Genomic DNA, 14006 nt, shown 5'->3' with positions numbered 1-14006 from the left:
TCAACGCTGTAGGTCTGTCGGTATTCCGGCAAGCTTGCTGACATGCTTGCTGACTTACAAACAGCCAACAATCCGATTGCGCCAAAAGACTCCTCGCGACGAGCGGGATACTCAGCGCAGGCCTTACAGGGAATGAGTGCAGGAAACGCTTGTCTTTTAGAGTGAAACGAAGCAGAGTTTCCAAACAGAGTTCGGAAAATCGATCCCTGGCTACGGTGAACTGAGACAGAGATGATCTCTGCCGAGGCAAAAAGCGATCAGCAAAACGAGTTTTTTGACTGCGGTGAAATGAAGCAGGAAGCTACGGTGAAACGGGACAGGAAATCAGTACTCAACACGGGGAAACGAAGTAGCCAATTACTGTGAAACGAAGCAGGGACTCAAGGGAAATGAGACAGGGAACCATTCGCCTTTAGAGTGAAATGAGACAGAAAAAGCAGTCCTAAGTGCGCGATAAAAAAAGGCTTTTCAGAACGTAACTCTTGTGTTAATAACTTTAAGTAACTTACATCAACAGAGACATGTTGGTGTATTTTTAGATGAGGATTGATGAAGGATGGTACTCAGAACGATTCGCTAAGCAACACAACTCCGTTGCCGTTTGATCTTGAAGATGGCCGTGATGAATTGAATCTGGCTGAGTTTCCGCTAGCCGCTATTGCTGACCGTGTTCCTGAAAATCAGAAAACGTTGGTCTTTGAGGATCGAATGTTTGATTCGGGAAGATCAGAAATGATCACGCGGCGATTGACGATCTCAGCATCCGACAAGTTTGGGCTTCCAACCTCACTCGACGACGAAGTTATTCTTGGACTGATTCAACTTGCGAAACAGAATCGGTTCGCTGAGCGCAAAGTCAACTTCAGTCGCTACCAACTGATTCAGATCCTCGGCTGGAGACACGAAGGGCGTAGCTACGATCGCCTTGAAAAATCGCTGAAGCGCTGGCTCGGCGTCACTCTCTACTACGACAAAGCTTGGTGGGACAAAGACGAGCAAAGTTGGGTCGATGAAAACTTTCACATCCTCGATCAAGTCACGCTCTACGATCAGGAACGCAGACTTAAGCGACTGCGCAGCAGCAATCCAGAATTGCCGCTCTCGTCTTTCACCTGGAACGAAGTTGTCTTTCGTAGTTTCAAGTCTGGCTACCTCAAAGCCATCGATCTAAGCGTCTTCAGACAGCTTGAGTATGCTGCTGCCAAACGCATGTATCGCTTTCTCGATAAGCGTTTCTATCACAAGTCAAGGTGGGAATTCTCGCTGGCTGAATTTGCCTGCGAACATATCGGGCTTAGCCGAAATTACGACACGGGGCAGCTTAAACGAAGATTGCAACCGGCAATTGATGAACTTGAATCTGTCGGTTTCTTGGAGAGCTTGCCGGTCGCACAACGCTACGTAAAGATTTCTCGCGGTGATTGGAGAATCATCTTCGTCAAGAAAGCGGTTCCGCAAATTGAAAAACCAAGCTCAGAACTTGCTTCGTTGATCAAACGATTGTCTGATCGTGGCGTTACACCTTCCGTCGCTATGGAGCTTGTCAGAGATTATTCGCAGGAACTGATTGACACTCAGATTGAAGTTCTGGATCGATTGCAGCAAATGAAAGAGCGGGAATCGATTCGCAATCCAGCAGGGTATCTGGTGAAGTCGATTCGCGAAGGTTTTAGTCCGCCACAAAATCTATTTCCAAAGAAGACATCTCCAAAAAATGTGACTGCTCCGAAAGTCGAAGTCATGCCGTCAAAAGATCCACTGCAGGACCAGGTCAACGCTTACCTTCACTCGCTCAGTAAGATCGAACTTGATGAATTGGAGCGTGAGTCGCTGCAGCATGTAGAGAGCACGATTGCCGAGGGCTATCAGCGATCACGCAAATCAGGTGGCGCAGCCTTTTCAGTTTATCGCCGCATGATTCTTGAGCGTGGAGCGAAGCGGCGTCTTTTCAGGCCAGATGAGCCAACCAAGTCGGCTGCCTGATTACTTTCTATTTGATTTGCTAACAGTCCTAAAACTGTGTTATAGAACGCCTTAGAGGGGCGTCAGGATAGGCCCTTCGACTGTCGATGATCGTAAACGCTTTGACAAGATCCATCCGTTTGGAAGTGATCGCCCGAGGAGCATGGCCGCCAGCCATGTCGAAAGGGGACGGAGATTACCACCCGTCATGATCGCTTGCCGGTAGAGCCGGATACGCGGAAACGTGTTTGTCCGTGCTCGAAGGAGGCTTTCCAGAGTAATCCTGTCGGACCGAACTGCTTTTGTAATGCAGTTCCCACAACACAGAGTAATCCTGGATTTCTATCCTATAGAATAAGTACTTCAAATTTTCTTTTCGCTCCGGAATGGGGGCGATGCGGAAAAACTTGCGGTGGTGTTCTGCCGCAAGCCGTCAGTTTTCAAAGTCGGTGAGGCCATGCTTAGCATGGCGTAATCCACACACGGGGTTCGCTTCCTTCTTAAGGGGCGTACGACGTTGTCCGGCGTGGGGAGCCACGAGTCCAGCGATGGACCGTGCCGGGGAGTGACATCCTCGGGTATCAAGGTAAGCCCTTGAACGTGAATAGCTCAACCATGAAAGGCGAGTAATCGCTTGCCGGTAAGCTTCGAGAGAGTCGATGCCGAGATTTGTGCCGTTGTTCGATAGACCGATGGCACTGGGAACAAGCAACCGTTTCACGGTAAGGGGATCTTCTAGATTCGTACCCTGAAACCACAAGGCGATTGACCGATAAGGTTAAATGCCTTGCGTCGAGTAGGACGGCCGGAAGGCCGCACCTAGAAACGTGTTTGCCATGCTGGGCAACCAGCTCACCCACGGAACTCTCGTGACTAAGCGAAGGAACTGAATAACGCAGGAACCACTACGGCCGCCGGATTGGTAACCGGTGCGTCGCCGTCAGCGACGTGATCAAAACGCCGTAGTGGGGGAGTGGGCAATCAGTAGACAGCCGATGTGCTCGGCGGCGGAAGCCGCAGTGTGCGTCGGGCGATGATCTTTGCGAAGGCAAAGACGGAAGCCGCGTGCATGATGCACGCGGCACCGCCGGGCAAGGCAGTCCGGTCTCGTTGGCATCTTGGGTGGCACCAAGACATTAAGCCACGACGAAAGTTGCGACTGGCCATCAGGCCAAACGGATGGACAAGCTGGTGCGGCTGGCGGGATTTGTTTTCCCGTCAGTCCGCGAACGGCTTTCCTTGGTTGGAAGCATAGTGAGTCAAACGAGTTCTCTTCGGGAGAAGAGGAGTCCTTTGGCAGCGAATCGAGGGTGAACAGGCAGCGTGTATTTATTTCACACTGACGTTCACCCTGAGGTTTTCGGTACGACGGTGGCATGCAATTGAGCGCGTGGCTGCTAAGAATTTAGCAGCCACGCCGCTGCTGCCGCCAATATCGAATGGCTTTTGAGAGCAAGGTTAAGAAGGATTTTCGAGAGGTTCTCGAAAGCCTGCTGAGAGTCTCAAGGGATTGCGGCCAAGGCGTGAAGGATTTTATTTTCAGGGCGAACAACAAAGATTTTGTTCGCCCTTCTTTGCGACCGCTCGCACGAGGCGAGCAGTCACCAAGGAGGGCATCAGCATGGAGTACAAATACGAAGTCACAAGTCTTGTGGGATTCTTGCAACGTGTCGCAACGCACCTGCTGCCAAAAGGGTATTACTTCTTTGTGCAGGGAACTGTGCCGGATGGCAAAGATCCCGCAGCACTCGATGCCAAGCTGCTTGCCAAGTATGACGTGGTAAAGACTGAAGGGGCTCGTCGCTGGCGAAAGAGTCAGGGGTTAGGAAATGTTCAGTACGTGCGATTCAAGAGTTCATGGATTCTCATGGCAACGCACGGCCACCACTCTATTCGGGAAGGTGAGGGAGATAACCTCAAGGATGTCCGTCGCGCACCGATTCGCATTGGTGACTACTCGGTGTATGTGAAGCGGGGAGAGTATCTGAAGAAATCTTCGGCCGAGGAGCCTCCTCGGCCAGACGGGCAATGGAGAGTGCGAGTGCTCATTGCCCGGGAGCCATACCGTGAGTTGTGTGCTTACTTTCTGTCCATCGCCTGCCATAGGCGAATGGAAACTCTGGCGGAAGAGCTTCACTCACTGCCTTACGTTCCATACGCGCCCGTGCGGAAGCAACTCTTAAAGCTACTTCGGCTTATTAACGCAAAGCGTCAGGCTGCAGGATACTCGCGAATCCCTCCAACGTGCTTGCGATTTAAGCGTGAGATCGTAAAGTCTTTCGTAAAGTTGCCGGATTGGACAACCGAATGGGACGGTCGCAGTCGATCAGCGTCACGAATTTCACTGTCTCCCGAACCGGCTCCGCAAGATGTTTTTTAAGAAATCGGCGCCAAGTCAGCGAGTCGCATAGTCAACTCCGACTGTCGGCTAAACAAGTTTGGGCCGTAAAGTTCAATCACTTTCTTCCCATCCAATGTCGCTTGAAAAGATTTCTAAGCATAAAGCGCGATTGGAATTCAAGTCAGTTCTGTCTTTGCCTTCAAAAATGAGCACCCAGCTATATCCTTCTTCCTTTCCTTGTTGTGGCCACTCTCCATAGCCGATTTCGATCAGCCCTAGCATGGCTAGTTGTCGACGAATTTCGTCCCGCTGGCGATCGCGGGCTGTGAGTAGTTTCCGGTAAGGCATATTGTTAAAGATGTAAAATGCGTTTTCGGCCATAAGCTCTTCAACCCCCCATTTGCTGTGAAAATCGTCCTCGAAATGAACTTGGGCAATTTTTACTGCACGGGAATTAGAATTGGTGGCCATATTGAACCTCGCAAGTTAGCTAACAGAATTCGCCTGGTGAGAGGATTGGCGTGATTGACTTTAATTATGAAACTCCCTGCTGAGAACGGCAATCCAGTAGCGCGTCTTTAGACAGGAAGCTTTCAATGAGTTGCGTTAGATTAGTGGATCGTCGCTTTCGCCGCAGCCCGGGCAGGCACGCCGACGCAACTGCGCAAGGTATTCACGACGATATTCTTCCTGTGTAGCAGCATCGGATAATTGCTCTTGCTCTGCCGGACTGAGCGACTGAGCCTCGGGTGTCTGGGCACTCGGGCAAGTGAAAGTCTCGTTGTCTGGATTGATCTCTGGGTTCATGCGGCTATCTTCTCTTTGGCAGTGCTGATCGTCTCCTGTTGTTCGATCCAGGCTGTTGCCTGTTCGATTACTTGCGTAAGTTCATGGCGATTGCGGGCAAAGAAGTTTTTTGAATGGCCGGTGTTGCCGCTCGATAGGCTTTCAAATGATCGCGAGAGTGAGAAATCAAGATACACGTATCCGGCTGGCGACTGGCGTCTCCAAATTGACGCCGAGACCGAGCCTGCATGGATCGTGTGTATCGGCGATTCAGCAGCGACTGTTTTCTTTCGTTTCATTTCCTGTTTATCTGTCATGATGATGTACCTCCTCGAATAAAGTCTTCTCACTGAATAATGCCAGAAAGCCAATCGCTACTCAAATGACAAAGCGGTGACATTCTCATCCCGCAGTGGCATAGCGAGCAGCGGATGTGCGACTCGACTAAGGGCACGAAACAACTGCACGGTAGCGGTGACATCGGCAAGTGCTTCGTGCGCAGCGGCGGCATGAAACGGGACGCCAAAGTGAGCGCAGAGAGTGGCAAGTTGGTGGTTAGATGGAGGCTTAGCCTGCGTCAGTGCGAAGTGCCACAGCGCAAGCTGGAGGGTGCAGAGCACAAGGCGACGGGCAGGGAGATACAGGTCAAGCCTGTCGTACCATGTCGAAAGGAAAGGCCCGTCAAACGCCGCGTTGTGGGCGACCAGCTGGGCCACATGAAACGATCTTCCCTCAGTCGATAGCATTGGGGTCGTGGCGTGCCGTCTTAAGAATGCGGCGAAATTCTTGGCTGTCTCGTTTGCGTCGCCTGCTTCCTTCGCCCAAACGCCGGGATGATAGTGATTCTTTCTCAGACTATGTGCGTTGGCCTTCTTTGGATCAAAACGAAGCTTTGCCTCAAACGCCTCCAGCACTTCTCCTGCGTGGTCAATTGCCACCGCTGCAAGCTGAATGATGGGGTGTCGCTTTGGATCGGGTCCGCCGGTCTCTAAGTCAAAGAATACGAGTCGCTGCTCCATAGCTGATTCTGCCACGGAACCAATCGCTACTCAAATTGGCTAAGGGGTCTTACCCTGAACTGGCAAAACCCTCTTTGGTAATGGTAACCAGACGGGTACGCACAGAGGTTTGGCGAGATACCTCTGCTCACCGAAACCGTAGCGACAAGCCGGTGCCGACGAAGTAGTCGTCTGCGGCGTCGTTGAGGCCCACGCCGGCGCGAATGTCCCACTGCACATCATTGTTGATCAGCACCGTGAAACCGCCGTTGAAGTAATGCTGGTTCCGTGCCGTGTCGGCGCTGTGGGGGATGAGGGCGAACCATTCCGTGTACGCACCAACCTTGTCCGCCAAGGAGTAGCCGATGGTCCACGATTGAGCCCACTCCGTGTAAGCTTCATTCGACCCTTCATCTATGGCGTGATTGAACTGGGTGCTTCCGGCCGTGCTGACGCAGTCCGTGAGATCCCACGCGTAGATCCAGTTCACGCCAGGCAAGACCTCGTCTGCAGAAAACGCGTTGTGACCAGTCGGCGCGGTCATTTGCGGGATGAGAGCCATTTCGGGCAGAATGCCGTCTTGAGGCGTTAGGCCAATCTTGAAGCCCAGATACAGATCTTCTGATCCGTTGTTTTCTAGGAAGCCGTCATCTTCGCCGGCATAGTTCCATCCCACACGGAATTCCAACCACTCAGCAATCATCCCCATACGCAACAGTGGTTCCGGATAGGAATGTGACTTCGTACTGGTAGACCCTCCGTCGTTTAAGGTGTAGGTGTAGCCAACCTCTAGTTGAGCCACGCCAAGCCCCACGGTAGAACTGGCCTCAGTGAAGTCGGGCCGGTCGGTCACCAAGGGCGCATCGAGATCGGGGCCTCCCTCAACTTCAGGTGCAGCACCCCAACGGAGGAGCGTCGGCGAGTCTGCGTGACACAACTTCGTGCTGGGCAGCAGTATCGCTAGCATCGCTGTTAAATGAAAAATACGATATGTAATGAGGCGGGTTTTCATGGGGACATCGGCGTCGGTCAGCTAATACGCTTGCAGTTTCGTAATACTCCATAAACGCTAATGTCCGAATCGGTTACTGTGTAGCCGCAGCTACACTCCAATTTAGCTTTCGCCGACTTTCCTTTTCGATCACATTTCCGCCGCGACTAACAATGGAACATGTCCCAAACGTCGCCAATCGCCATCGTGGAAAATCTAGCTTTTAAGGCCGTGCGGAAAGTATTATCAATCAGCTCTACACAACCGAGTGGGGCCTCAAGGCACGTGCGGACGCGCAGCAGAATGCAATCGATCGTGACCTGCCAAAGCCGATTTCGCCATGAGCACTCATTGCCGCAATCGGTAAAGCCCAAGAACGTCCGCTGGCCATCGTGGGAGGTTAGCCAATTCTGAAGTGGAACGAATCGCTACTCAAACTTACGATTTCAGCTACCCAGAATGGCAGTGCCTTCTTTACCAACCGTCAGCAGACGGGTACGAACAGCAGTCTGGCGAAACGCCTCCACTCCCTTAAAGGCTTCATCCGGCAGTGACTCGACTTCTGCACCTACAGCATCAAGCCATTCCCGAAAGGCAACAGACTTCTTATCACTTCGGAAGAATGGACCCTCACTGACGATTGCCACAAGGCGCCCATCCGGTGAAAGCAACTCGTAGGCGTGGCGAACGTGCTCGATGTCCTGTCCGTTTTCAAAGGGCGGATTCATAACGATCCGGTCGTACTTGTCGCGGTGCTCCAGAAAATCTGCGAACTCTACTTCGTGCCCTTTCGCCGAAAGAATGTCTGAAAGAGACCGATTAAGCTCGATGGCGTGAACTTGGCAGCCAGAATATTCATCATGAATTGCATCAAGAATATCTCCCTTGCCGCATGATGGCTCCAGCACGCGGTGCTGTTCGCCGATGTCTGCACGTTCAAGCAGCATCTCAATGATCGGCCTTGGAGTCGGAAAGAACCCCGGCAGGTCTTTGCCAATTAACTCACGTTCGGCAACTTTAACTGGGTCATCGCCGCGAGCCTCAGCGCGGTGGTGCATGTATTCGCGAAGTGCGGACCGCAGCTCGTGAACGTCGGTGATGTTGGCTCTTTGAAGACGGTTGTGCTTTTCCAATGCCCGCTCGATCCACTCGACGTTAGCACCTGCACCCTTTGCGCGGGACAGAAAATCGGCAAGAGCTTCGATGTCGTGATCGTGTCGGAAAGTGACAAAGTCTTCCTTTTCGCGGGCAAGGCGCTTCGCCATCTTTTCAGAGGCTTGTTTAGATCCCTTTGTCGAGCGGCAGTGTTGAACCACCTCTTCAAGATGACGCTTGTAGATGGAAGGGTGGGGATACTCTGCGAATCGAATATCGTGTGCCCCGATTAGCTGGTCTTCGAGTCGATCCACGCGACGAACGTGGTCGCCTGCCGCGTCCTGCTGTCGCCATGCTCGAACACGAGCCCATTTGGCAAGGTACAGGATCGTCTCCAACGTTTCGACTTGTGTGCGATGACGAATGCCGTCGAGATACTTCGCTTCACCTCGTGATAGTGCTTCGGCGATCGAGTGCATAGTGCGAGCCAGTGCCGCTTCGGCGAATGCTCTCCCCCGAACGCCAGCCTGTATGTCAGCACGTCTTGCGGTATTTTGCAGGCTGCTGTTGCTCGCCTCCAGTGTCTCCTCAGATCGACGGGCAAGAGCTGAGCCTAATTCGTGGAGCCTCTCAGCCGCAGTGAGTTCCCTTCGTTCTTTGCGGTCACTCAAAACATCACTACGGTCAACGTCGCCTGTAAGGAGACTTGCGAATCGCTGGGCTTTATCCTCACCTAGGAACTGAAAACCAGCATCTGATTTCTTGAACGAGCTGAACCAGCCGCCAAGCATCTTTGCTTTCCGATTGAGTTCATCAAAAGTGGCTCGCTCGACCCGCGAGGTGAGAGTAACAATCCAAAGCGGGCATCGCCGTTTGTCATGAAATCCCTCTTTGATGACAAACTCGTGACCTGAAAGCTCTTCGCTCTGAAATCGATCCACGGTGACAGGCTTTGCTGCCGCCCGTCGTTCGCGGGTCATGTCGGCATGTAGTGCGTCGTAGCGCGATAGCTGTTCGTCACTCAGATCCGCTTCGCTCTTTTGTTGCAGAAAAGTGCGAAACTCAAAAAATGTCTGCGGATCCGTCAAGGCTTTGTAACGTTCATCCGCAGCCGCTTGCCGCTCGGTGAGTGCAGTGGCAAAAGCATCTTCCGTAACCGATCTCACTTTCGTTTTGACAGCGTCTTCATAGCGATCTCCCATTGAGTAAGAAACTGTGCCATCGAGAACGAATGAGGAGAGCATCCTTCGATAGATCGACTCGGCGTTCTGTTCTTTCGTTGATCGCTTCGCGTCATAAGAGCCCATGCGGCTGGCGATGAGGGCAAGCTCGATCGCTTTAAATCGAGACTTCAATTCAGAAACTATCGCGACCTCGCTTTGGCAGAGCCTTTCAAACTGCGCCTGATAGTCTGAGTAGGAGAGTGACCCGTTTGCGAAGTCAAGGCGAAACGCCTTGTACTCATCAAACGAGTAAGGAGCAGTTGGCGATGGGACTCGATCAGCGTCTGCGAAGCCGTTTGGCGGCTCGACTCTACACTCAGCTATCACTTTTGACAGAGGCACACCCTTTCCGGTGCGAACTTCGACTTTGGGAGGTGCGGGATAGACGCAACCTGTGCCAACCCAGATACCCTCCGATCCTTCCTGAAAGGAGACGCGTACTTCGTTGTTCCGATGACTGACGCCGGTGACCTCGCCGATGTCTGTCTTTTGATGAGAGAAGAACACCTCCACGGTGTCGCCGCGACAGATTACAAAGCGGTGAGAAGGCCCGTCGATGTCCTCCCGAATTCGGTCGACGGTAATGCTGTCCCGATCATGTTCGGGAGCTGGCCATTCGTAGTGGGGAAGGCCGCCAAAAGTGAGTTGGCGATCGGGCCGTTGAAGCGGCGGAGGGGGTGGAAGAGAGGTCGCCTCGGCGATGTGATCGCTCTTGGCAAGCTTAAGATTTTCCAGGGGCACCGTCGCTACACTTTCAAAATCAAACAAAACTTGTCTTTGCTGCATCCTTACTCCTTTACTCATGGAAAATGAGGCCGACGACGCGTAAAAAAATCGACCTCACAAAAAGCACTCAACTCTCCTGTTGTTGGGAGTGATCATACAAGCGGCACTGGTCAGTCTCACAATCCGGGCAGACGCCGATATGTGTCTGCCAATCAAACACCGAGTCACTTTTCTCAACTGCTTCGGCATACGATTGTTCGTAGCTTTGCACTTCATCCACCGCATACCAGTCCGTCGGAAGCTGCTCAACTCCGTCGAAATCATCGCGGTCGCAGAACAGACATCCCAAGCGAATTCTTCCCATGGTAACCTCCTCACTAACAGCCACACGGCTGCCGATTTGAAGAACCTGAATAAGCACGTCGCCGGTCTCGGACAAGAGCGAGCTGCTCTTCTCCGCGCAGGCGGGAAGCTTTGATGGAGGAAGAATTTCACCCTATCAACAAGAACACCCCAGTGTAGCGCGTTCGCAGAGGCTACTCAAATATGGCCGACAAGGGATTTCGGTAAGATAGTCTTAATGAGTGCGCTCCGATGATCGATTGGATAGATTGCGAATTCGCAGAAGTTCGATTTCTATACGGCAACGACGCATTAGGCTGAAATGCCAGCACTTTCGATACCTAATTTTGGCCCATTTCGCTCTAGCCATCGGAGTAAAGTGACGATTATGCTAGATAGAGCGGAAAGCCGTACACACGCATCTCGAATCAATTCATGTTCGTTCGCACTTCTTACCTACGACGCCTGACAAGCAGCCTAGCGATTCTCGTATCGCTCTTTGGCAGCTTGCAGCAGTGCCACGCCTTCTGTCATTGGACGGAATGTGAGACTGCTAGCGACCGGGAAGAATGCCAGTCATGTCAGGCTAAGAAAGCTTGCTGTCATCGACATGAACACGAGCAACTCCCTACCGTTGAGCAAGTTTGCTGTGGCTGTGCCGAGGTTGCTGACCACCATCGTGTCCCTTGTCAGGACAGTTGCTGGTGCTGCCGAGCTTCGGAGCCTGTCAGTGTTCCCAAAGACGGATCGAGCAATGCTCAAGAGTTGCTGGCGGCGTCCGCTTTAGATTCAGGTGTCTATTTGATGAGCGTTTCTCACGAGCACGTCGTGACCTCCTTTGACGATAGTGCTTTCAGAGAACTAGACACACTTTCTGCTGCCCAATTCTGTGTGCAGCTTTGCCGCTTTCGGATCTGATGCCGCGGCAAAATGAATGTCGCTCTAGATGAGCGACATTTCCTCTCCACTAAGTTCGTCGCACTATTTTTGTGCGATCAACTGATCCTCGATTCGCGCCACTCAATCATCATTTTGATTGCGCGATCAAAAGTTGTCTGCACCCGCACAGACGAAAACGGATTTTCCATCCCAGAAATAGGAAACGGAGTACACACTATGTGCCAACGGAAAACCAAGTTAATGTTATTGACCATTTGCCTGACCGGACTCATGGGCGTTTACGTCCAAGCAGCCGTCCCGCCCGGCAGTTACCAAGTCCAAATTGTGGCAGCGGATATGTGCTGCAAGGGTTGCGTGCAGAAAGTCTCCGGCCAACTTTACGCGGCTCCTGGAGTCATGGAAGTCAGTGCGAACTTAGAAAACAGGACTGTCGTTGTGACGGTTTCCCAGAAAAAGGGCGCGACGCTTGAACAATTGTGGCATGCGGTGGCAGCAGGAAAAGGTGGACCGACCCAACTCACCACCAGCGATGCCACTTTCACGCTCACCCCGCCCGCCTCACTCGAAAAGAACCAAATCCTGCCGGCAACCAAAAGTCACATCATCGTTGAAAATCTTAGCTTTGAAGGCCGTGCACAAAAGATTGCCAATCAGCTCTACACAACCGAGGGAGTCGTCAAGGTGAGTGCCGACGCGCAGCAGAATGCCTTGATTGTGACCAGCCAACAGGCGATTTCGCCATGGGCACTCATTGCCGCTGTCGCTAGAGCCCAAGAACGTCCGGTGGCCATCGTGGGAGCTTACGGACTAATGAATATCGCTTGGTCAAATCACCAACCTAGCAATTCAAATCAACAAGCCCAGCAATCCAATAATGGAGGAATTCAAAGATGAGATCGTTTCAAATATTAACTCTGCTCGCTGTCGCCAGTTTGCCGTTCGCCGTCGGCTGCGGAAAGGGAATTGATTCCAACGCGACTGCCGCCCATGCGACGGCCGTCAATATTGATGGCAGCAAGTTCTTACTCAACGAAGAGCCCGATGGTGCCGTGGGCGTGATTGCCGCCCGCGAGTCCGCCGAGGATGGCAAGCCACTGGTGATGGTGGGACGGATCGGCGGTGCGGCCAATCCTTGGATCGATGGCCGTGCGGCTTTCACACTGCTCGATGCTTCCATGACGGTTGTCGCGGAAGGTGAAGAAACTGAAGGAGCCATCTGTACGGAAGATTGTTGCGCCACCGAACGCTTGGCTTGCACGGCCGTTGTAAGAATTGTGGATGCTCATGGCCAATTAATAGCCGTGGACTCCCGCCAATTGCTCGGCGTCAAGGAAGCCGACATGGTTGTGGTCGAAGGCAAAGCTCAGAAGGACAAGGCCGGAAATTTTGTGATGCTGGCGAACCGCGTCTACATCCGTCGGTAGCCGTTCGATGTTGATAACAGAAAGAACCTAAATGTTCGGTCAGAAACTACTGCCGTGGGACTATGGGGTGCGGAATCTGTTTCGCCGCCCATCGCGAAGCGCACTCACCCTAGTGGGACTTACGATCGTGGTGCTTTTGGTGCTGGTAGTCGTCGGATTTATCCGTGGACTCGAAGCGTCACTCAGCGCGACCGGTAATCCCAATGTGGTGTTGGTGTACTCGCTATCGTCTGCTGCCGACATCGAGAATTCCGCGATTCCCGCCAGTACGCCGACCTTGTTGACGGCGAGCGTCGACGGGGTGCGCAAGAACCACGGTGTAGAGTATGTCTCCCCTGAGTTGTACTTAGGCACCCGGATTTCGGCAGAGGGAATGAGCGAACCGGGCTTGGGCCTAGTACGTGGCGTGACAACTTCTGCACCCTTAGTACGTGAACAAGTCCAACTCGTGGAAGGAACTTGGCCTCAGAGCGGTGAAGTGATGGTTGGACGGCTGGTGCATTCCAAGCTCGGTGCCGACTCCGACGCTTTGGCTCTCGGTCGCCAAGTCAAATTCGACGGGCAGACGTGGACGATCAGCGGTCGTTTCACGGCTGCCGGTTCAGCGTTCGAATCAGAAGTCTGGTGCCCGTTGGCGGATTTGCAAACGGCACTCAAGCGGCAAGATTTGAGCCTAGTGGCCGTGGCGATGCAATCGCCAGATCGCGTGGCGGATGTCGACTTGTTCTGTCGGGAGCGCATCGACCTCGAATTAAAGGCCGTGGGCGAAGCCGACTACTATGCGTCCCTCCAAAAGCATTACCGACCCGTGCGGATGCTCGGGTGGATCGTAGTAGCCTTAGTGGCAGGGTCAGGGATCTTCGCGGGGCTCAACACAATGTATGGAGCCGTCGTAGGACGCATCCGTGAGTTAGCCACTCTCCAAGCGTTGGGTTTTCGTCGCCGAGCGATTCTGTTGACCTTAATTCAAGAAGCCACATTAATGGCCTGCCTAGGAGCGCTGGCCGCTTGCGCGATAGCCATCAGCACGATTGATGGTGCCGCCGTGCGATTCACGATGGGAGCCTTCATGTTGCGGATTGATAGTTTGGCGATTGCCATCGCCTGCGGCGTGGCAGGGCTGCTTGGTGTCGTGGGAGCGTTGCCACCCGCCATCAAGGCGATGAGACTCCCTGTCGTGGAGGCCATCAAATCGATCTAAGCGATTTGGACAAATGA

General features: G+C 52.9%; 13 protein-coding genes. 5 read left to right on the top strand and 8 right to left on the bottom strand.

Annotation, left to right across the window (positions count from 1 at the left end):
* Window positions 1-549: 549 nt before the first annotated feature.
* Window positions 550-1983 (top strand): replication initiator protein A, encoded by a 1434-nt coding sequence (locus SH678x_RS18920; protein WP_496920014.1) that lies wholly within the window; start codon window positions 550-552, stop codon window positions 1981-1983.
* A 412-nt stretch (window positions 1984-2395) separates the two neighbouring features.
* Here SH678x_RS18920 and SH678x_RS18915 read toward each other — a convergent pair whose 3' ends face one another.
* Window positions 2396-2683: a hypothetical protein gene (locus SH678x_RS18915; protein WP_496920013.1), complete on the bottom strand. Its 288-nt coding sequence runs from the start codon at window positions 2681-2683 to the stop codon at window positions 2396-2398.
* A gap of 900 nt (window positions 2684-3583) precedes the next feature.
* On the opposite strand from SH678x_RS18915, the gene SH678x_RS18910 reads away from it, so the two are divergent.
* The gene (locus tag SH678x_RS18910; RefSeq protein ID WP_496920012.1) at window positions 3584-4342 is read left to right on the top strand and encodes a hypothetical protein; all 759 of its coding nucleotides are present in this window, start codon (window positions 3584-3586) and stop codon (window positions 4340-4342) included.
* Between the two features lie 72 nt (window positions 4343-4414).
* On the opposite strand, the gene SH678x_RS18905 is transcribed toward SH678x_RS18910, so the two are convergent.
* From SH678x_RS18905 to SH678x_RS18875, 7 genes are all read right to left on the bottom strand, one after another.
* Window positions 4415-4774 carry a hypothetical protein gene (locus SH678x_RS18905; RefSeq protein WP_496920011.1) on the bottom strand — a complete coding sequence of 120 codons (360 nt, stop codon included), beginning with the start codon at window positions 4772-4774 and terminating at the stop codon, window positions 4415-4417.
* Between the two features lie 135 nt (window positions 4775-4909).
* The gene (locus SH678x_RS18900; protein ID WP_496920010.1) at window positions 4910-5110 is read right to left on the bottom strand and encodes a hypothetical protein; all 201 of its coding nucleotides are present in this window, start codon (window positions 5108-5110) and stop codon (window positions 4910-4912) included.
* A complete protein-coding gene (locus SH678x_RS18895; RefSeq protein ID WP_496920009.1) occupies window positions 5107-5406 on the bottom strand; it encodes a hypothetical protein in 300 nt (99 codons plus the stop codon). The genes SH678x_RS18900 and SH678x_RS18895 overlap by 4 nt, the downstream gene beginning before the upstream one ends.
* Before the next feature lie 57 nt (window positions 5407-5463).
* Window positions 5464-6123 (bottom strand): 3'-5' exonuclease, encoded by a 660-nt coding sequence (locus SH678x_RS18890; protein ID WP_496920008.1) that lies wholly within the window; start codon window positions 6121-6123, stop codon window positions 5464-5466.
* A 112-nt stretch (window positions 6124-6235) separates the two neighbouring features.
* Entirely contained in the window at window positions 6236-7099 is an 864-nt protein-coding gene (locus SH678x_RS18885) for a transporter (protein ID WP_496920007.1), read from the bottom strand.
* 425 nt (window positions 7100-7524) lie between these two features.
* Window positions 7525-10182 carry a methyltransferase gene (locus SH678x_RS18880; RefSeq protein WP_496920006.1) on the bottom strand — a complete coding sequence of 886 codons (2658 nt, stop codon included), beginning with the start codon at window positions 10180-10182 and terminating at the stop codon, window positions 7525-7527.
* 67 nt (window positions 10183-10249) lie between these two features.
* Window positions 10250-10561: a hypothetical protein gene (locus SH678x_RS18875; RefSeq protein ID WP_496920005.1), complete on the bottom strand. Its 312-nt coding sequence runs from the start codon at window positions 10559-10561 to the stop codon at window positions 10250-10252.
* Window positions 10562-11604: 1043 nt separating this feature from the next.
* On the opposite strand from SH678x_RS18875, the gene SH678x_RS18870 reads away from it, so the two are divergent.
* The 3 genes from SH678x_RS18870 to SH678x_RS18860 are packed head-to-tail and all read left to right on the top strand — an operon-like array spanning window position 11605 to window position 13989.
* Window positions 11605-12258, top strand: a complete 654-nt coding sequence (locus tag SH678x_RS18870) for a heavy-metal-associated domain-containing protein (RefSeq protein ID WP_496920004.1) — start codon at window positions 11605-11607, stop codon at window positions 12256-12258.
* Window positions 12255-12788: a hypothetical protein gene (locus SH678x_RS18865; protein WP_496920003.1), complete on the top strand. Its 534-nt coding sequence runs from the start codon at window positions 12255-12257 to the stop codon at window positions 12786-12788. The genes SH678x_RS18870 and SH678x_RS18865 overlap by 4 nt, the downstream gene beginning before the upstream one ends.
* Before the next feature lie 31 nt (window positions 12789-12819).
* Entirely contained in the window at window positions 12820-13989 is a 1170-nt protein-coding gene (locus SH678x_RS18860; RefSeq protein ID WP_496920002.1) for an ABC transporter permease, read from the top strand.
* Window positions 13990-14006: the final 17 nt, after the last annotated feature.

It is taken from the genome of Bythopirellula superficialaquae (assembly GCF_059632245.1).
The sequence above is the reverse complement of the archived record's forward strand: the minus strand, read 5'-3'. Positions and strand labels throughout refer to the sequence as shown.